Source organism: Cupriavidus gilardii (assembly GCF_017598945.1).
Taxonomy (GTDB): domain Bacteria; phylum Pseudomonadota; class Gammaproteobacteria; order Burkholderiales; family Burkholderiaceae; genus Cupriavidus; species Cupriavidus gilardii_E.
This window is the reverse complement of record NZ_JAGFTW010000016.1, coordinates 1-17716: the sequence shown is the minus strand read 5'-3', so window position 1 is coordinate 17716 and position 17716 is coordinate 1. Positions and strand designations below refer to the sequence as shown.

Below are 17716 nucleotides of genomic sequence, written 5' to 3'. Positions count from 1 at the left end.
TGCCTCCCGGTTGGGAGGCACAAACTCTCTTGAATTAACAAGAAAGTGTCGATTCTTTTGAGCTCGCTCAGAACTTGTGGCGTACGCCTACGACGACGCCGGTCTGATCCTTGCCAGGGACAACGTTGGTCGGGCTGCCGGTCGTCGAGTTGTAGCCGTTCATGCCCAGCTGCGAGTTGCCGCGGTTCAGTGCATAACCGACGTTCATATACACATCGGTACGCTTCGAGAAAGCGTAATCTGCCGAGGCAACGAACAGGAACGGGTCTGCGCCAGAATTGCGGCTGTCCGTGTAGTAGGCGGCGCCGGTCAGCGTCAGTGCGGGCGTCAGGCCATAGCGCAGGCCGGCCCAGTAAATGTTAGAACCGTTCGTCGGCAGCGCACCGACATTGCCGTTGTACCAGCGATAACCAATAAATGCCTTAGCCGGTCCGAAAGCGTAGCTCGCGCCAATTAGAGCGCGGCGGTCCTTGCGGTCGGCCGTGGCGACGGTGCTGCCCTGGATCTCGTCGTACACCGCGCCGACAGCGAGGGCGCCGGTTTCATACATGAGCGATACGCCCATGTTTCGATCGACCTTGTAGTTCCCCGGCACTTCGCCGCCGCCGGTGCGGCTAAAGCTGTAGAGGCCGGTGACCGTCAGGCCACTGAAGATGCCACGGTACTTGATAGCATTGTCAGCGCGACCCGCCAAGACGTCATCCATCTTGAAGAGCGAGTAGCGCGGCGCGAAGCCCATCGGGTCGAGTTGCAGCGTGGTGTCATACATTGGTGTCGTTTGACGACCCAACGTCAGTTGACCATATTTGCTACCCAATCCTACGAAGGCACTACGATCAAAAAGACGGGTGCTGTTGTTCTGTGCGCCGGTGTCGAACGAAATGCCGCTTTCCAATTCGAAGATGGCTTTCAGACCGCCGCCAAGGTCTTCGACGCCACGCAGGCCCCAACGCGACGTCGACATGTTGCCGGAGGTCATGCGAACCTGGTTCGAGCCACCGGGCGAAGCCGATGGGACGTTGCTCAGATACTCGATACCCGCGTCGGCCACACCATACAGCGTGACGCTCGATTGAGCGAATGCGGTTGTAGCGAACAGACCGAGGGATGCGACGGCAATGCGACTAATCTTCATGGATTCTCCTCATTAAGACCCGAAATTAATTTGGTGGGGGCGAGTATAGAAATCTGCAGATGACGGTCAGATTGCGAAGTAATTACGTGGGGTCACTTCGTCGCGTGATGACGACAAGGTGGAACGTACCGGGGTTATGTGGATTGACATGGCTTTCGCGCGGACGCGTCAACCTGTGTGCGCGCGAACATTGCGGGCCGGTAATGGGAAACTCACGAAAAGAGGTCGCTTCTCTCGAAGCAAGATCGACTGCCTTTGCAATACGCTGCGGGTTCCGATCTAGTTGGAGAGTAAGGATGGACACGCCATACGTCGCAAAATGGGCGCGTAGCGAAGACAGCGTTCATGAGCAAGCGCTGCGACTTCGCACACGGAGGTTCGAGCTGCTGTCTGCAAATATTGCAAATGCGGATACGCCGAACTACAAGGCGCGCGATATCGACTTCAGCGCCGAGTTGGATAGGGTGATGGGCAGTGGCCAGAATTTTGCGGGCATGACCATGACTTCGCCGCGACACATCGAGGCAAGCAAGCCCGCGCTGGAAGAGGATCTGATGTATCGCGTCCCCCTGCAGTCGAGTATGGACGGCAACACCGTGGAGATGGACGTCGAGCGTGTGGCGTTTGCAGAGAACGCGCTGCGGATGCGGTTCTCCATTCAAAAGACTGCCGACGAGTACAAGGACATGCTCAAGCTCTACCAGGACATGCGGCCCTAGCGGGGAAACCGCGACTACTGGCAGGGCGGCTTGGGTGCGGCGACAGCGCTGGACGCGTCTCTGGAAGACGGCTCCGGTGTGCTCGCTGCGGATTCCTGCTTCGACGGATGTTTGGCTGTGCGATGTCGCGGGTTGGCCGCCCAGGCAACCCGTTGGTCGCGGGAGGCGTATCCCGTGTCTGAATGTCCAATGGCGAGGGTGTGCCACTGGGTCGGCTTCTCGCTGAGTCGATCACCGGTCGCAGGAGCCGGCAAAGCGTAGGCCAGCAAGGCAGAGCATGCGACGGCGCTAATCATCTGTATGGTTCCTGGACGGATGACATGAGGATCCTGTCATCCGCAAGATAGTACGCTCAGATTGCGGGCACATTACCAACGCATTACGGCGGGGCATTGGGGCGCTGACTCGTTGAGCTTTGTTGTTGCAATGCGGGGCACACTAGTTGCTAATAGTGTGCAACGGCGTGAATGCCGATTCAGACTGACTGGAGCCCGCGACAATGACCGAAAAGCTGCGCCTGGACATTCCTGTCTTGCTTCCTGGCCTTCCCGATTCCTCTGATCCCTGTGTAGAACGGTTGCTGTCCGAACTGAGAGGGAAAGAGGGCGTCGAGGCGGCGCATATAAAAACTGCAAATGTTGATAGCGATTCACAGATATGTGTCCACTACGATCCCGCAGCGATTTCCCTTGCCCGCATCCGGGAGCTGGTGACAAGCACGGGTGCGGTGATTTCGTCGCGGTTTGGTCATGTGCTTTGGCAATTGAAGGGCGTCTGGCACGAACGACGAGCGCGAACCGTAGCTAGCCAACTGCGGGCCTTGCCCGGCGTCATCGAGGCCGAAGTCAGCGCCTCCGGCATAGCGCGCGTCGAATTCGACAACGATCGGATCTCCGCGGCAGGGATCGAGCAGGCCCTGTCAAAACGCGGGCTCGCGCCGGTTGAGATCGGTGCCCGGAAGAGCGGTCATGCAGACCATGAACACCGCGAAGGCGTCAAGGATCATGCACATGGGGAAGGCGAGGGGCATGAGGCCCACGCACACGGCAGCGTGTTTGGCCCGAATACTGAGCTAATCTTCTCCCTGATCTGTGGGGCCTTGCTTGGTCTCGGATTTGCCGTTGGTAAGCTGTTCGGCAGCCTGCCAGCATGGATTCCGGTTGCCTTCTTTGTCGGCGCGTATTTTTTTGGTGGTTTCTATACCGTTCGGGAAGCGATAGAGAACCTCCGGCTAAAGAAGTTCGAAATCGACACACTGATGCTGGTAGCCGCCGCAGGGGCGGCGGCGTTAGGCGCTTGGGCGGAAGGCGCGCTACTTCTCTTTTTGTTCAGTCTCGGCCACGGGCTCGAACACTACGCCATGGGGCGCGCCAAGCGGGCGATCGAAGCGTTGGCGGCGCTCGCACCGGCTACAGCAAGTGTGCGGCGTGAAGGCGAGGTACGAGAGGTCCCCGTCGAGGAATTGCAGGTGGGGGATGTGGTGGTGGTTCGGCCGAACGAACGCCTCCCCGCCGATGGTTTTCTGGTAAAGGGGGCTTCCGCAGTCAATCAAGCGCCGGTTACTGGCGAAAGCATCCCGGTCGACAAGCAGCCCGTGGATGACGCCGCCGCAGCCAGGAGGAAGCCCGATGCCGTAGGGGCCGTGTCCCGCGTGTTCGCCGGAACCATCAATGGCGCCGGCGCCATTGAAGTGGAAGTGACGCGCCTTTCCACGGACAGCGCCCTGGCGAAAGTCGTCAAGATGGTCAACGAGGCCGAAGCGCAAAAGTCACCGAGCCAGCGGTTCACTGAGAAGTTCGAACGGATCTTTGTTCCTGCAGTGCTTGTGCTGGCGGTATTGCTGCTGTTTGCAGGGCTAGTGATCAATGAGCCGTTCAGTGCGACCTTCTACCGCGCCATGGCGGTGCTGGTTGCCGCCAGCCCATGCGCGCTCGCCATCGCGACACCGAGCGCGGTGCTGTCGGGGGTAGCGCGCGCCGCTAGAGGGGGTGTACTGATCAAGGGCGGGGCGCCGCTCGAAAACCTGGGTTCACTGAAAGCCATTGCATTCGATAAGACGGGGACGCTGACGGAGGGGCGCCCCCGTATTACCGATGTGATGGTCGCCGAAGGAGTAGCTGAAGCGGAATTGTTGAGCGTAGCGGTCGCCGTGGAGTCGCTCAGCGACCACCCGTTGGCTGCGGCCATTGCCCGCGATGGCCGCAAGCGCCTGGAAGGCAGTTCCATCCCGGAAGCGTCTCATCTCCAAAGCTTGACCGGACGCGGGGTCACGGCGACGTTGTGCGGTAAGACCGTCTGGATTGGCAAGCCTGACATGTTCGGCGCCGACGGGATTGCACCGCTTAGCGAATCGATGGCGAGCGCAGTGCAGACGCTGCGCAGCACTGGCCGCACGACAATGATCGTCAGGCAGGGAGATCGGGACCTCGGCGCCATTGGGCTGATGGACACGCCGCGCGCCTCGGCGCGCGCTGCCCTCGAGGCACTGCGCAGGCTGGGTATCACACGCATGATCATGATCTCCGGCGATCACCAGCGCGCAGCCGAAGCCGTCGCCAAGGACGTAGGTATCGATGAAGCCTGGGGCGATCTGATGCCTGAGGACAAGGTCAAAGCCATCCAGACGTTGCGCGCGGAAGCCAAAGTGGCCATGGTCGGCGACGGCGTCAACGACGCGCCGGCAATGGCCAACGCCACGGTGGGCATCGCAATGGGTGCGGCAGGTTCAGATGTGGCACTGGAAACGGCGGATGTTGCGCTGATGGCCGACGACCTCCAACACCTGCCTTTTGTGGTCGGTTTAAGCCGACATACGCGGGCCATCATCCTTCAGAACGTGTATATCAGCCTCGGCGTCGTGGCGTTCCTTCTGCCAGCCACGATCCTCGGCCTCGGTATCGGGCCCGCCGTGGCCATGCATGAGGGGTCGACGCTGATCGTCGTGTTCAATGCGCTTCGACTGCTAGCCTATCGCGACAAATCCCCATGACGGGCCCCGGCCGCAATGATGGCGATGCCAGATGCGGCGGCAGCTATGGCCGCCGACTCATTTGGCGGCATTGCCGCAACTTCCACAGAACTTTGCGTCGCGTGGGAGTAAGGTGCCGCATCGACTGCACGGCGCCGGAGCCAGTGAACTGCCGCATTGCTGGCAGAAGCGCGCGCCCTGGGCGCTCACCGTGCCGCAGTTGGGGCAGTGGACGCCGGCGGGGCTTTGTGGTGGCAAAGGATTCCCATAGCCGTAGCTGCCGCCACCATCATGATGACCTCCTCGACGACCGTGCTCACTTCCGCCGCCGTGATGACCGCCGCTGTGACGGCCCATGAGCCTTTCCAAGAAACCCATCATTCCTCCTAAGTGGATGGATCGTCGCTGCGGCCCCGTGGTGTCGGGTGCTGCGACGACTTGCGCTGCTACGCGTCAGCCAATGCCTGTAGTAAATAGTCTGTAGTGACTACAGGGTCAATGGTCGGTGGATGCGAAGAACGGAATAAGTTGAATACGAGGCTCTTTCTTTCGAAAACGTCATGATCCCGATAGTTGCTGGCCATGTCGTGAGAGCGCATGGAAGGCGGGCTGTCTATCGGCTTGGCGCAAGGGTTTCCGTGAGGATGGCATCCCGCTGAGGAGCCTCGGGGAGGCCAGGAGCTTTGCCTTCCGGGCATCCGGGTGCGTGAAAGATTGCTGCAGGCGGGGTGCCACCCCGTGTCGCTGCGGCCACCTGCCCCGGCTCAGCGGTGGGGGTGCCGGGGCCGATCGGCGCCGTATAGCTTGCCACCAGATACACCGGCCGCCGCTTGACTTCATTGAACAGACGCCCAACATATTCCCCGAGCACGCCTAGGAAAACCAGTTGCAGGCCGCCCAGCAGAAGCAGGGCGGTCATCATGGATGGGTAGCCGTGTACGGGGTCGCCGTAGAGCAGCGTCTTGCCAACGATGAAGGCGGCCATGCCAAAGGCGGGAACGGCAACAAGCAGGCCGATCGAGGTTGCAAACTTGAGCGGCACGGTGGAAAAGGCAGTGATGCCATCCACGGCAAAACGCAACAGCTTGCGGTAGTTGAACTTGGTCGTCCCGGATGCCCGCGCGTCACGCCGATACAAGACGGCCGTCTGCCGGAATCCTATCCAGGCATACAGCCCCTTCATGAAGCGGTGCTGCTCCCGGAGTTGTCCGAGTGCGGCAACGGCACGACGGCTCATGACGCGGAAGTCGCCGGTGTCGGCCGGAATCTCCGTATCGCTGAGCTTGCCCATCAGGCGGTAAAACCAGTGCGCGGTGAACTTCTTGAGGAACGATTCGCCATCCCGGGAAGTGCGCGTGGCGTACACCACGTCGAACCCCTCGCGCCATTTCTCGATCAACGACGGAATCAGTTCGGGCGGATCCTGCAGATCGGCGTCGATGATCACAACGGCGTCGCCGCTTGCCACGTCGAGGCCCGCCGTTAGCGCGGCTTCCTTGCCGAAGTTGCGACTCAGCTCGACAATGCCGACGCGCGCTTCGGCCGCCTTGAGATTGTGTGCAACCGCCAGTGATCGATCGCGGCTGCCATCGTCCACGTAGATAATCTCGTAGTCCGATGCCAATCCATCCATCACGCGGAGAAGCCGAAAGTGAAACTGTGGCAGGACAGCTTCTTCATTGAAGAGCGGTACGACGACCGAGATCTTCTCTGGCAGCAGGCTGGCGGCATTCATCGCATCGCTCCATTCATGAACGTCCAATTTGCATGGAGTACGTAGTTGACCAACATGACGAAAATTGTCGAGAGGATTTGAGCAACCAGGTAGTGAAGCCCCAATGCTAGTCCAGCCCACATCAGAAGTGAGTTAAGAAAGAACGCCAGCGCGGAAACGAGAATGAACCGTCCGAAAGTGGCGCGTTGTGGTCGGACTGGTGTGAACACCCATCGGCTGCTGATGCAGTAGTGCGTCAGAAGGCCTGCAACACTGCCGGCGGCAGACGCCGGTAGCGCTGCAACCCCGAAACCGACCAGCGTGATCAGTGTTGCGTAGTGTGTAGCGGTTGCCGTCGCCCCCGCGCCCAGAAACCGTACAAATCGTGATGGGATGTTCATGGTTTTTGCACCAGAACGTTGACGCCATGTCGTCCGATCACAGTTGTGTTGCCGCCGAGCAGCGGTCTCAGTCGATGAAACGTCTCGTGCCGCATGACCGCGAGCTTGTGACCAGGGGTCAGCCATCGCTGCGCAAAAGCTTCTTCATTAGCAATCCACTTGTCGGGCTCGACCGAGAAGCCGAGATCCAGCTCGGATCTGGCCCCGACAATGATCGGTTCTCGTTCGGCGTAAAACGCCAGACCTCGGTCAATCTGGCCCACGTTGAACAGTTGTGTGTTGTCGCGGGACGCCGCCTTGGCTTCCAAGCCAAGTGGTTTGATGGAGAGGGACCCAAACGCCCGAGACGCCATCAAGCCAGCCTGAAGGCTGGCCAGCGTCGCCAGCGAAGCGACGGCAACCGCGCAGAGCCTGTGGCCGCGCAGGGCGATCCCAAAGGCCAGGAAGCCACCGATGACCAGAATGCCCATCGTGATGGCGCCCCAGGTATGCAATGAGGCCGGATTGCTGATATTGAGCTTCAGTACCGCATTCGACATTGTCGGATGCCATAGCAGCACGGCGATGGCAACGCCGAGCACAGGCATGGCAAGAAAGCTTGCCGCCAGTGTGGGGCGGGCTGCAGTCATGGATCTGTACGCGAGCAAGACGGCCACCGGTGGTAAGGCGGGCAGGATATAGAGCGGCAGCTTCGAGCGCGAAATCGAAAAGAAGGCAATGACAACGACTACCCACAGCGACAGAAACAGTCGTGCGTCGAAGCCAGGCGTTGCCTGTGCGCTGCGAGAGCGGAGTGCGATAGCACGGGGAATCAAGCCCATGAACGGCAGGACGCCTGCCGCACCAACGGCCAGGAAGAACCAGAATGGCTTGTCCCGCTCGTGAACCGAGGACGAGAATCTCGCGAAGTGTTCGTGGATGAAGAAGTAATTCAGAAATTCGGGGTTGCGCTGGGACACCACGACAAACCAAGGCATGGTGATGGCCACCGCAAGCAGGCTCCAGCGCCAGAATCTCGCGCTAAAAAATGCGGAAAATTGTCGAGTGACCGCCCCGTATAGCAGCAGCGTGATTCCTGGCAGTACCAGGGCAATCAGGCCTTTGGCAAGAAATGCCAGACCGACCAACAACCAGATCAGGGGGTATAAGCGAGGTTCCCGATTCTGGTAGGCCACGGCGAAAACGAGAGCGGCACTGCCGAGCAGTGCGCCGACACCAATGTCTGTTGTTGTCAGATTCGAGCCGAGAATCCAGAGGGGAGCGCCGATGAGCACCAGCGCTGAGGCGAGGCCTATGCGCGTGTCATAGAGCGATCGCGCCGCCCACCATGCGGCGAGTGCGCCCAGCAGTCCCACAAGCGCACTCCAGATCCTTGCTGTCCACTCGGACGGCCCGAAGAGCGTATAGGCGCTGGCGGTCGCCCAATACTGCAGGGGCGGCTTGTCGAAGAACTTGATGCCGTTCAACCGCGGCGTGACCCAATCGCCGGAGACGAACATCTCGCGCGGAACCTCGGCGTAACGACCCTCGTCGGGTTCATAGAGGGGACGCACGGATAGCGTGGACATCCAGAGGACCACCGTGAGTGCGATGGTCAAAGCCATGAAAATCTGTCGCTTCAAGAGACTGCCCGTCCAGGTGTGCGGTGGCCACTGCTACCGCGCTTGGTCAAATGCTCTCAGGGCGCAACGACATAGATGCCGGATGTGGTTCGTCGCCGTCGTGATGTTGGATCATGGAGCAGTTCACGCGGCGCCGCTTGACGCCCCACGAGCCGAGGATGCGATTCACGCGGGAGTCCGAAGGATGGCGACTTGGCCAGCAGAGAGCGAACAGCGGGATTCTAGGGCGCTCACCTGTCGGGGGGGTTACGAGATGATGACGGCGCAGTCCGCCGTCGAGTGCTTTGCGGCAGAAGAAGTTGCCTGACGAAGCGTCAGCGTTAGCTCATGGTAACCCAAGTGCTTCGGAGAACGGGCGTCGGGTTCGATGCGTTGGTGCGTAACCATTCGGCAATGTCGCCGCAATGTTCTGCATAGTAAACTTGACGCCCCGCAGTTGTCAGCGGGCCTCATCACCCTTAGTGCTCAAGCCTAGGAAGTCGCTTTCCATCAGATGTTCTTAGGCGCAGCCTCTTTCGAAGGTGCTTGTCTTTCGCGCTGCGCTTAGATCCGGGGTGTTCGTTGTCAACCCCAAAAAGTCGCAAGGACTTCGCTGCTATGCGGTCGAGACTGACGGCACTTCTGATGGCAATCTCGACCTATCAGGCGTGGGATTTCTACCACCTTGCAACGCGAACACCGGACGCTCATGTCGTCGCCGACGCAGTCGCGTAGGTAGTGGGCGGCCTCGCGATCCTTTGGTTCGTGATTCGAAAACGGTGTCGTCGTGTCAGCCCAAACCGACCTGTTTCTGAGGCGCTACCTGGCGCAGCCAAGGTACGAGGGCAGGTGATGGCGGAACGAAACGAGGTGGCAATTCAGGCGACGCGGCAGTTGTTGCAGTCGATGCTGCTGCAGTTCGAGCGCTGGAAATATACGCCATCGGAAACGGAAGTGGCGATGCTTCTCATAAAAGGGTTGACCCTTGAAGAGTGCGCTCACTCGCTAGCGTGGCATGATGTGACGGTGCGGACAATTGCCGCGGGCGTATTCGCCAAGGCGAACCTCAGCAATCGCCATCAATTTGCCGCCTACTTTTTCGGTGATCTGTTGGTTGAGCCGATCGAGCCTGCACCTCGATCAAAAACCGGTGAGTGTAGGCACGACGCCGGCATGTAAGTTGTCGCGCTTGACCTTCAAGCAAAGACCGGAACGGTAAAAATCCGATTATTGGTATCTGTGCCACAGTACGGTGCTGTGGCTGTATCTCTATTTCGATGAACAAACTTCTTCAAGCTATACACGAAAGCTTGCCGCAGTGGCTGGCAGATTGGTTCGACATTCTTGTTCCCGCTATCGAGGTCGTGCTGATTGCGGCTGGCGCATGGTTAGCAGTGCGCATCGCGCGGCGGTTGCTTAGAAAGCTGACCAATACATATTCTCTGCCAGGAAAAGTTGCGGCGCTGTCTTTGCGTGTGGTCGCGACCATCGTGTACGTAGCTGCCACGCTCTGGGCTCTGGAGCGAATGGGCGTGTCTGGAACCGTCCTGTGGACCGCATTCACGGGATTTGCCACTGTCGGGGCGGTCGCGTTTTTCGCCGCGTGGAGTGTACTCTCGAACCTGTTCTGCGCGCTCCTGATATACGTCACCGGTGCGTTCCGCATTGGGGATGTTGTGGAGCTTCTTGAGAACGGGGAAAAGCCGGGAATTAAGGGCCGTGTGCTCGACGTAAATCTCGTCTATACCACCTTACTGGAAACAACAGTCGAAGGACAAGAGGTGGTGCTGCAGCTGCCGAACAGTCTGGTGTTTCAACGTGTGCTACGAAGGTGGAAGTAACCGCAAGGGTGGCGCGGTCAGGCAAGGACGGAGACCGGCGCAAGAAGGGAAGCCCCGCTTCGCTTTTTTGAGGCCGAGCAAACTACTCAAGACCTTAAGCCGCTGGCGTCCGCGATGTCGGCGGACGCCGCAATACTGCTTGACTTCAGTGGCAGTGACGAATGCCGGTCTTGTGGTCCATATGGCAGCCTTGGCTGTCAGTCCCACCACTATGCGCCCACACGCCGCCCGACGCACAGGCCAGAACGGCCGTGAGAATGATGGTGATCCGTTTCAAGAAAGGTCTCCCTGGAGTGTTGGTTAGCGGTCTCAGTCTGCCGCAAGTTCCACACTATCATCACTGCGATTGCCAGCCCTCCCCGCCGCGGTAGGGCTGTTGCGGCTGTGTCACAACTGTCTGCGCTCGCTACGGCCAACGCACCTCAGCAACTTAACGAAAATGCTGACGGCCGCTGGCGCCCAAGTTTGTAGGTGAATCGACGCATAGCGTCCCCGCAATCCCGATGGCCTCGCCGATGGCCAGGCCATCAGGGTTCTGCGTGCTCTGCCTGCGCCGCAGCCACAGGTCACCGACGACATTGAACTGTGGCTGGCACCGCGGGCCGTGCGCGCATTGCGAGCCCACGGCATTTCCACACTGGCGGACCTGACCGTGCGCGTGCCGCGCCGGCGCCGCTGGTGGGGCGCGATCCCGGGGCTGGGGCAAGCGAGCGCGCGGCACATCGAGGCCTTCTTCCACGCCCATCCGCGGTTGACGGAGCGTGCGCGTGCCCTGATCGTCGGCGCGCCGCCAGGCGAGGTGGTCCCGTGGGAGCGGCTGAAACTGCCCGACGAGGTGGACGGCTCGCGAGGCAGCTTCCGGGCACCGCGACAGGCCTGCACGCTCGACGCATCGAACGACTACGAAGCCGTGCAGGCCTGGCTCGCCCTGCACGAAACCCAGACCACGCAGCGCGCCTATCGCAAGGAGGCGGAACGCCTGATCCTGTGGGCGATTATCGAGCGCGGTCGGGCGCTGTCGTCGCTTACGACCGAGGACGCCATCGCCTACCGCGGGTTCCTGCGGCGACCAACTCCGCGTGAGCGCTGGATCGGGCCACCGCGGGCACGCAGCGCGCCCGACTGGCGCCCCTTCGCACGGGGGCTATCGGCACGTTCGACGGCCTACGCCCTCACGGTGCTGGGCGCCATGTTCCGATGGCTGATCGAGCAGCGCTATGTATTGGCCAACCCGTTTGCCGGCATCAAAGTCCGCGGCCGCACGCGGGTCGCGCCACTCGATACCACACGTGGCTTTACTGAGGGCGAATGGCTGCTGGTGCGCACCATTGCCGATGGCCTGGAATGGTCGTACGGGTGGGACGTGCCCGCAGCGCAGCGCTTGCGCTTCATTCTCGATTTTGCCTACGCGACCGGCCTGCGGGCCAGCGAACTGGTTGGCGCGACGCTGGGCGATATCCGCACTGACGAGCGCAACGACCGCTGGCTGCACCTGGTCGGCAAAGGTGGGCGCCCGGGAAAGGTGGCGCTACCGCCACTTGCGCGAACCGCACTCGATCAGCATCTTGTACAGCGCGGACTGCCGGTGACACCAGCCCGTTGGGACCCCAGGACACCCTTGATCGCCAGCCTGGAGCAGGACAGCGTCACTAACATCACCGGCACCCGGCTGTGGATGGTAATGCGGCGCTTCTTTGGCCAGGCCGCGGACATCATCGCCGGCGACCACCCGACACTCGCCGAAAAGCTGCGCCGAGCCAGTCCCCACTGGACGCGGCATACCCACGCTACACACGCCCTCGCTCGCGGCGCGGAACTGACCACCGTGCGCGATAACCTACGCCACGCGTCGGTGGCCACCACCTCGATTTACTTGCAAAGCGACGAAGTCAAGCGGGCACACCAAATAGGTCAGGCCTTTGCCGCTCGGTAGCCGACGTCCGTGCCGACTGGCTTAGCGTGCAATATTTTCCGTTTTCTGAAGCGACCCCAGGTACAGCGAACTCCAACGGCTCTGCGCGCCGATGATCTGATCAGTAATGATGTGGGCCGCGACTGTGCCGTACACCAGCCCGTCGGTGGAGAAACCAGTGGCGATGAAAGCCCCTGACTCGTCCCGGCCGATGTAGGGAAGGCCGTCCGGAGAATGAAAGTGTTGTGCCGACCAGCGCTGAACGGGTGAACCGACAGCCAGGTATTCCTGCGCGGCCCGTTCAAGTTGAGCGAGTGCCGCGGCTGCATCATGCCTTCCCGTTTCGTGGTGTTCACCGATGCAAAGCAAGTAATGCTTGCCGTTTGCCTCCAATCCGCGGACCGATAGCCTGGGATGGGCCTGCGCCCAGAAGATGCCAGCCGGAACGGCTTGTTCGTGGAAGGCCAAACCATATTCGCGGCGCACAGCCATGCCGGCTTGCACCAAGTGAAAACCCAGCGGGGAATGGGTGGCCAGCACAATATGGTGGCCGAAGGCGGTACCGGTCCGTGTGCGAACGACGCCGACTTCCAGGTCCAGCTCGAGGGCAGGGGAGTTTTCGAAGAGGCGGGCGCCGGCGTGTTCGGCTTGCAGGGCCAAGGCGTGCAGATAGCCGATCGGATGGAACTGCGCTTGTGCCGAAAGCAGAAGCACCGCGCCCTTTGCGGCGGGCAAGCCGGGGGGCATCTCAGAGGCCAACTGCGCGTCCAGACCTGCTGCGCGCAATGCCTTCAGCTCCCCCAGTATGGTCGGCTCGGCATCCGGGCTTAGCGGATACTGGTACATCGGGCAGCGGCGGAAGCCGCTGCTCGGCCCCATCGCCTGCGCTTGCTGCTCGATCCAGGCGATCGCTTCCCCGCGAGACGCTACGACGGCGCGGGCGGTGTCCGCTTCGCACTTAGCCGCCAGCGTTTCGAGGCCACCGGTGACGGTCTGATACAGGTTACCGGTGGAGCCGCCGCTATCACCCGCGCCTACGGCACGGGCTTCGATCGCCGCCACCGACCGGGCGGTCTTTGCGAGCAGCAGGGCGGCGGTCAGGCCCGTGATGCCGGCACCGACGATCACCACGTCGACGCGCAGGTCGCCCTCAAGGGCCGGTCGAGGCCGACGCGGGCGCGTGGCCGCCCAGATGGAGATCGAGCCCATCATGCCTCCTTGTACCGAGTTTCATGGCGGCACAGGTTATCGGCGCAGGCGTCCAGGACTTCCCGACATCGCGGGTCAACGCCATGGTGCTTGCGTGCGCCGGGCGCCGTCCCTTGGTGGCGCGGCGGCACTGGCAGCCCAACAGATAGCAAAGCAGATAGCAAAGCGCGTGCCGTGATTGGATAGCCCGCGCGTGAATGCTGGTCTCAAATTGAGCGCCGGGCATCGCGCGGGAGAACGCTCGTCGGCGAAGGCAACGCGAGAAGAGGCGCGTGTGCGGGACGAACTGGTCAGCCCGAGCAATGTTGGCATCGCCCCTCCCAAGGAAGCGAATCAAACGGAGTCATCCGCGCATGACCAGCGAAATACTAAGTCGCCATAAACTCGAAGTGCCGGCAGGCCACGACATTACCGGGCTGTAATCAACGCGCAAGCTTATTCCTGAAAGATATTCCTCGCCTTGTAATTTGGCCTCAATCTTTAAGCGGAAATGAGCGCGGTCATAGCACCGTCGCGAGCAAAGGGAGGGCAAAACGTGCGAGCGCTGCGGCCTCGCGGTGCGGCCGGTCCAAATATTGCTGTGACGATAGCGGCGCCGACGTGGCGTCATCACTTCAAGGAGCCGACCATGCCGCATCAGAATTTTCAACACTGTATCGACGAGTGCAATGCTTGCGCAGTGGCATGCGAGCACTGCGCCGCCTCGTGTCTAAGTGAGCCGAACGTACACGAGATGGCCGAGTGCATTCGCCTGGATCTCGATTGCGCCGCAATGTGCCGGATGGCCAGCGCCTATATGGCGCGGGGAAGTCGCTTCGCCAAGGATCTGTGCAACCTTTGCGCGACCGCTTGCGAAGCATGCGGTGCCGAGTGCGAGCGACATGCGGCTCAGCATTGCCAGGAATGCGCTCAAGCGTGCCGGCGTTGTGCGCAGGCATGCCGCGCCATGGCGTAGCACGATCGGCTGCCAACGGCAGAACGGCCATGACGCTAACTTTTTGGCTCTCTACGGTCACGCGAAAGCCCGCGCGGACTACAGGACTGCAACGTCGCTGTCATTAAACGCGTCGGTTCTTCCGGCCGCCACCAGCGGCGACGGGATGCCGTCTCAGCGTCCGGTCGAGCATGGCGAAGACATCCCTAGCGTCGATTCGTTGCGCCGTCACCGTTGACGAAGTCGCTCATTCGTGCCGGCGGCTGCGGCGTGCCACCCATCGCGGGTCCATCGGAAGAGCCGCCTCCGTGCGAGTTGTGTGCACAATCATCTGCGTGATTGCCATCCTGGCTGTGGTAGGCATGCTGTTGATGCATAAGCGCATGATGGGCGGGCTAAGTTGTTGCTGGACCGGCGGCCGCGTAGTGCGCCGGATAAGGGCGGTGGCCGCCTAGTTGATGCCCGCCCGGAGATCGCTCCGGCGACCGCGCGCACGCAGCGCACCGGAGAGCGGCTGGGTTACTTGGTCTGATCCATCATTTCGCGACACTTTTGCATCATGGCGTCATGGTGGCGCAACATCGCCTTGGAGTCGTCCGGCTTCTGTGGCTTGTGTTGCTGCGCTTCAGCCCGTTTGGCGGTACGAGCGCGGCTTGTCTGATGCTTGGGCCCACGCGATGCCCCCAAGACCGGACAATCCTGCCATCACACCCCCCGCAGCCAGACCCTGCACGAAGCGGCGGCGCGGTAGGTTGGCCAGCACAATGCCAGACTGTCGATCACGTCCCATGAAATAGTCCTTTTTGCTTGAATGGCCGCATCGGACAGCGGCAAAGAGAGAGTAACGAGGACGAGGCTACCGACAACTTACCTGAACATTACATTCCGGTAATGTCCGGGCCACTCGGAGCAGGGCTGCGTAGACTCGCCATGGGCTGACCCAAGCGCAGCCATACAATCGGAAAAAGGAAGCTCGAACATGAAACTGCTCGTCGTAGAGGACGAATCCAAGACAGGCCAGTACCTGCGCCAGGGATTGACCGAGGCCGGATTCGTTGTCGACCTGGTTGGCAACGGGCTTGATGGACAACACCTGGCGCTCAACGAGTCTTACGATCTGATTATTCTCGACGTCATGCTGCCGGACCTCGATGGCTGGAGAATTCTGCTGAGCCTGCGCGCGGCCGAGAGCGCGGTTCCGGTCTTGTTCCTTACTGCCCGCGACAGCGTCGCTGATCGGGTCAAGGGACTGGAGCTCGGCGCGGACGATTACCTGGTAAAGCCATTTGCATTCTCCGAACTGTTGGCTCGCGTCCGGACGCTGCTGCGCCGCGGCACTGTGCAGATGGGGCTGGACCGCATTCAGGTGGGCGACCTGGTGCTTGATCTTAGTCGACGTCGCGCTTCGCGCGGAGGTCGCCGGATAGCGCTGACCAGCAAGGAGTTTGCGCTGCTCGAACTGCTCGCCCGCAGGCGGGGAGAAGTTCTGCCCCGCTCGTTGATTGCGTCCCAGGTGTGGGATATGAACTTCGACAGCGACAGCAATGTGATCGACGTTGCGATTCGCCGCTTGCGAGCCAAGATCGACGACGACTTCGACGCCAAGCTGATTCAGACGGTGCGAGGCATGGGGTACGTGCTGGAAGCGCCCGAGGGGCAAGAATGAAGCGCCGTATGTCGCTGACCATGCGGCTGACGTTGTTGTTTTCTCTGACGTCGGCATTGGTGCTACTTGGCCTCGGAATACTGATCTGGCTTTCCATGGACCGGCATTTTGCCGACGAAGATTATGTGGTGCTTGGGGACAACGTTCGTCTGATTCAAAAGATCGCTCAGGAGCAATCCAGCACGCACCTGCCGAGCCGTCTTGCGGAAATGGTGGAACATCACCCCGGTTTTGTCGCCCATGTGAGCACCGCGAAAGGTGACGTCATTTACCGCACCAATGGGTTCGATTTTGGCGCCATGCTCAACGTTATTGGCCGGCTTGGACCGGATGAGACGACCTTGAGCTGGCAGCAGGGAGACAAGGAATACCGAGGTATGCGCGCGCACGCGACAGTGCCCGGCGAGTCGGTGCCCTTGGCGGTGATGGTCGGCATGGACACCGAAATCCATGCCCACTTTATGCACGCGTTTCGTCGCTCGCTGGCCTTCTATACCACGTTGGCGGTGCTCGCCAGCGGCTTGTTCGGCTGGTGGGCAGCCAGGCGCGGTCTGGCGCCGTTGCGAACGATGGCCTCTCGCGCCAAGGGTGTCACGTCGAATCACCTTGACGCCCGCATGCCCGTGGAGACCGTGCCGGTGGAGATGGCCGATCTGGCGGCGACGCTGAATGCCATGCTCGAGCGCTTGCAGGACGATTTCCGGCGATTGTCCGAATTCTCGTCCGACCTGGCTCACGAATTGCGCACGCCGATCACCAACCTGATGACCCAGACCCATGTCGTGTTGTCGCAGCCGCGCGAGGCCGCCAAGTACCGCGACGTGTTGGCCTCCAACGCCGAGGAGCTGCTGCGCCTTGGCCGCATGGTGTCCGATATGCTTTACTTGGCCAAGATGGAGCACGGCATCACGCTGCCCAACGAGGAGTCGATCCATGTCGGCGACGAGGCCCGCGCGCTGTTTGATTTCTACGACGCCTTGGCCGAGGACAAGGGTGTGCAGCTGCGCCTGCAGGGCGACGCCAGCATCGTGGGCGATCGCCTGATGTTGCGCCGCGCACTGAGCAATCTGCTGTCGAACGCACTGCGGTATACGCCCAGCGGCAAAGCGATTGTGATCAAGGCATGCGAGCAAGACGGCGGCGCCACCATCGTGGTCGAGAACCAGGGCGAGGGGATCGATCCCGAGCTGTTGCCGTCGTTGTTCGACCGGTTCTTTCGGGCCGACAAGTCCAGGGCGCGCGCTGATTCGGACAGCGTGGGGCTTGGCTTGTCGATCACGCAAGCCATCATGGTGGCGCACCGCGGTGGAATCTCGGCTGAGTCGTCAGGCGGTCTCACCCGCTTTATTCTGACCTTCCCGCGGCGCCAGCCACGAGCTTAGGGAGGCCGGTCCCCCATGGCGAGCTGCGAGGCACGTGCTGATGCCAGCAAGATCGGCATACTGTTAGGCCATGTGCCGGATCCCGCTGCCAATAGCGACGCTATTGAGATAAGTATCCTTATCGTAATAGCCAGTTCGCTGCGCTAAACTGGCCCCCATGAAATCACGCCTGACCCTACCTAACTCCACATCATCCGCCAGCACGGGTATGGATACGGCCCCGACCGATGCCTC

At 61.1% G+C, this 17716-nt stretch carries 15 protein-coding genes and 2 pseudogenes; 9 read left to right on the top strand and 8 right to left on the bottom strand.

Annotation, left to right across the window (positions count from 1 at the left end; all coding sequences use genetic code 11):
- Positions 1-67 precede the first annotated feature (67 nt).
- A complete protein-coding gene (locus J5T34_RS07205) occupies positions 68-1135 on the bottom strand; it encodes a porin (RefSeq protein WP_011229350.1) in 1068 nt (355 codons plus the stop codon).
- Between the two features lie 296 nt (positions 1136-1431).
- On the opposite strand from J5T34_RS07205, the gene flgB reads away from it, so the two are divergent.
- Both flgB and J5T34_RS07195 read left to right on the top strand, forming a co-directional pair.
- A complete protein-coding gene (flgB, locus tag J5T34_RS07200; RefSeq protein ID WP_008650726.1) occupies positions 1432-1854 on the top strand; it encodes a flagellar basal body rod protein FlgB in 423 nt (140 codons plus the stop codon).
- A gap of 499 nt (positions 1855-2353) precedes the next feature.
- A complete protein-coding gene (locus J5T34_RS07195; RefSeq protein WP_011514822.1) occupies positions 2354-4843 on the top strand; it encodes a heavy metal translocating P-type ATPase in 2490 nt (829 codons plus the stop codon).
- A 57-nt stretch (positions 4844-4900) separates the two neighbouring features.
- On the opposite strand, the gene J5T34_RS07190 is transcribed toward J5T34_RS07195, so the two are convergent.
- The 4 genes from J5T34_RS07190 to J5T34_RS07175 form a co-directional block, all read right to left on the bottom strand.
- Positions 4901-5179 (bottom strand): zinc ribbon domain-containing protein, encoded by a 279-nt coding sequence (locus tag J5T34_RS07190; protein WP_223277440.1) that lies wholly within the window; start codon positions 5177-5179, stop codon positions 4901-4903.
- Positions 5180-5435: 256 nt separating this feature from the next.
- Entirely contained in the window at positions 5436-6557 is a 1122-nt protein-coding gene (locus J5T34_RS07185; RefSeq protein WP_008650723.1) for a glycosyltransferase family 2 protein, read from the bottom strand.
- Positions 6554-6937 (bottom strand): GtrA family protein, encoded by a 384-nt coding sequence (locus J5T34_RS07180; protein ID WP_008650722.1) that lies wholly within the window; start codon positions 6935-6937, stop codon positions 6554-6556. Before J5T34_RS07180 ends, J5T34_RS07185 begins: the two co-directional genes overlap by 4 nt.
- Positions 6934-8541, bottom strand: coding sequence for a glycosyltransferase family 39 protein (locus tag J5T34_RS07175; protein ID WP_008650720.1), 1608 nt, complete (start codon positions 8539-8541; stop codon positions 6934-6936). Before J5T34_RS07175 ends, J5T34_RS07180 begins: the two co-directional genes overlap by 4 nt.
- 849 nt (positions 8542-9390) lie before the next feature.
- On the opposite strand from J5T34_RS07175, the gene J5T34_RS07170 reads away from it, so the two are divergent.
- Together J5T34_RS07170 and J5T34_RS07165 are read left to right on the top strand one after the other, a co-directional pair.
- The gene (locus J5T34_RS07170) at positions 9391-9717 is read left to right on the top strand and encodes a helix-turn-helix transcriptional regulator (RefSeq protein ID WP_049768032.1); all 327 of its coding nucleotides are present in this window, start codon (positions 9391-9393) and stop codon (positions 9715-9717) included.
- Between the two features lie 98 nt (positions 9718-9815).
- On the top strand, positions 9816-10379 hold the full coding sequence (locus J5T34_RS07165) for a mechanosensitive ion channel family protein (RefSeq protein ID WP_012435773.1): 564 nt from the start codon (positions 9816-9818) through the stop codon (positions 10377-10379).
- A gap of 145 nt (positions 10380-10524) precedes the next feature.
- On the opposite strand, the gene J5T34_RS24100 is transcribed toward J5T34_RS07165, so the two are convergent.
- Positions 10525-10602, bottom strand: a complete 78-nt coding sequence (locus J5T34_RS24100; RefSeq protein ID WP_223819874.1) for a YHYH domain-containing protein — start codon at positions 10600-10602, stop codon at positions 10525-10527.
- Between the two features lie 297 nt (positions 10603-10899).
- Here J5T34_RS24100 and J5T34_RS07155 point away from each other — a divergent pair.
- Positions 10900-12312 (top strand): annotated as a pseudogene (locus J5T34_RS07155) (phage integrase family protein); the annotation flags it as partial.
- Between the two features lie 21 nt (positions 12313-12333).
- On the opposite strand, the gene J5T34_RS07150 reads toward J5T34_RS07155, so the two are convergent.
- Complete coding sequence (locus J5T34_RS07150) at positions 12334-13503, bottom strand: NAD(P)/FAD-dependent oxidoreductase (RefSeq protein WP_103519529.1); 1170 nt, start codon at positions 13501-13503, stop codon at positions 12334-12336.
- 625 nt (positions 13504-14128) lie between these two features.
- On the opposite strand from J5T34_RS07150, the gene J5T34_RS07145 reads away from it, so the two are divergent.
- Positions 14129-14455 carry a four-helix bundle copper-binding protein gene (locus J5T34_RS07145; protein WP_012435770.1) on the top strand — a complete coding sequence of 109 codons (327 nt, stop codon included), beginning with the start codon at positions 14129-14131 and terminating at the stop codon, positions 14453-14455.
- Complete coding sequence (locus J5T34_RS07140; protein ID WP_162491053.1) at positions 14382-14672, top strand: hypothetical protein; 291 nt, start codon at positions 14382-14384, stop codon at positions 14670-14672. The genes J5T34_RS07145 and J5T34_RS07140 overlap by 74 nt, the downstream gene beginning before the upstream one ends.
- A 426-nt stretch (positions 14673-15098) precedes the next feature.
- Here the strand turns inward: J5T34_RS07140 and J5T34_RS07135 are convergent.
- Positions 15099-15224, bottom strand: a pseudogene (locus J5T34_RS07135) (twin-arginine translocation signal domain-containing protein); the annotation flags it as partial.
- Between the two features lie 189 nt (positions 15225-15413).
- Between J5T34_RS07135 and J5T34_RS07130 the strand changes: the two are divergent.
- On the top strand, positions 15414-16100 hold the full coding sequence (locus J5T34_RS07130; protein ID WP_012435768.1) for a heavy metal response regulator transcription factor: 687 nt from the start codon (positions 15414-15416) through the stop codon (positions 16098-16100).
- A complete protein-coding gene (locus J5T34_RS07125; protein ID WP_012435767.1) occupies positions 16097-17482 on the top strand; it encodes a heavy metal sensor histidine kinase in 1386 nt (461 codons plus the stop codon). The genes J5T34_RS07130 and J5T34_RS07125 overlap by 4 nt, the downstream gene beginning before the upstream one ends.
- Positions 17483-17716 lie beyond the last annotated feature (234 nt).

Coding starts and splice junctions, on each gene's coding strand:
- J5T34_RS07175 (WP_008650720.1), bottom strand. CDS start 8,541: ATGGCTTTGACCATCGCACTCACGGTGGTCCTCTGGATGTCCACGCTA.
- J5T34_RS07125 (WP_012435767.1), top strand. CDS start 16,097: ATGAAGCGCCGTATGTCGCTGACCATGCGGCTGACGTTGTTGTTTTCT.
- J5T34_RS07205 (WP_011229350.1), bottom strand. CDS start 1,135: ATGAAGATTAGTCGCATTGCCGTCGCATCCCTCGGTCTGTTCGCTACA.
- J5T34_RS07140 (WP_162491053.1), top strand. CDS start 14,382: ATGCGGCTCAGCATTGCCAGGAATGCGCTCAAGCGTGCCGGCGTTGTG.
- J5T34_RS07195 (WP_011514822.1), top strand. CDS start 2,354: ATGACCGAAAAGCTGCGCCTGGACATTCCTGTCTTGCTTCCTGGCCTT.
- J5T34_RS07165 (WP_012435773.1), top strand. CDS start 9,816: ATGAACAAACTTCTTCAAGCTATACACGAAAGCTTGCCGCAGTGGCTG.
- J5T34_RS07170 (WP_049768032.1), top strand. CDS start 9,391: ATGGCGGAACGAAACGAGGTGGCAATTCAGGCGACGCGGCAGTTGTTG.
- J5T34_RS07150 (WP_103519529.1), bottom strand. CDS start 13,503: ATGATGGGCTCGATCTCCATCTGGGCGGCCACGCGCCCGCGTCGGCCT.
- J5T34_RS07130 (WP_012435768.1), top strand. CDS start 15,414: ATGAAACTGCTCGTCGTAGAGGACGAATCCAAGACAGGCCAGTACCTG.
- J5T34_RS07185 (WP_008650723.1), bottom strand. CDS start 6,557: ATGAATGCCGCCAGCCTGCTGCCAGAGAAGATCTCGGTCGTCGTACCG.
- J5T34_RS07145 (WP_012435770.1), top strand. CDS start 14,129: ATGCCGCATCAGAATTTTCAACACTGTATCGACGAGTGCAATGCTTGC.
- flgB (WP_008650726.1), top strand. CDS start 1,432: ATGGACACGCCATACGTCGCAAAATGGGCGCGTAGCGAAGACAGCGTT.
- J5T34_RS07180 (WP_008650722.1), bottom strand. CDS start 6,937: ATGAACATCCCATCACGATTTGTACGGTTTCTGGGCGCGGGGGCGACG.
- J5T34_RS07190 (WP_223277440.1), bottom strand. CDS start 5,179: ATGGGCCGTCACAGCGGCGGTCATCACGGCGGCGGAAGTGAGCACGGT.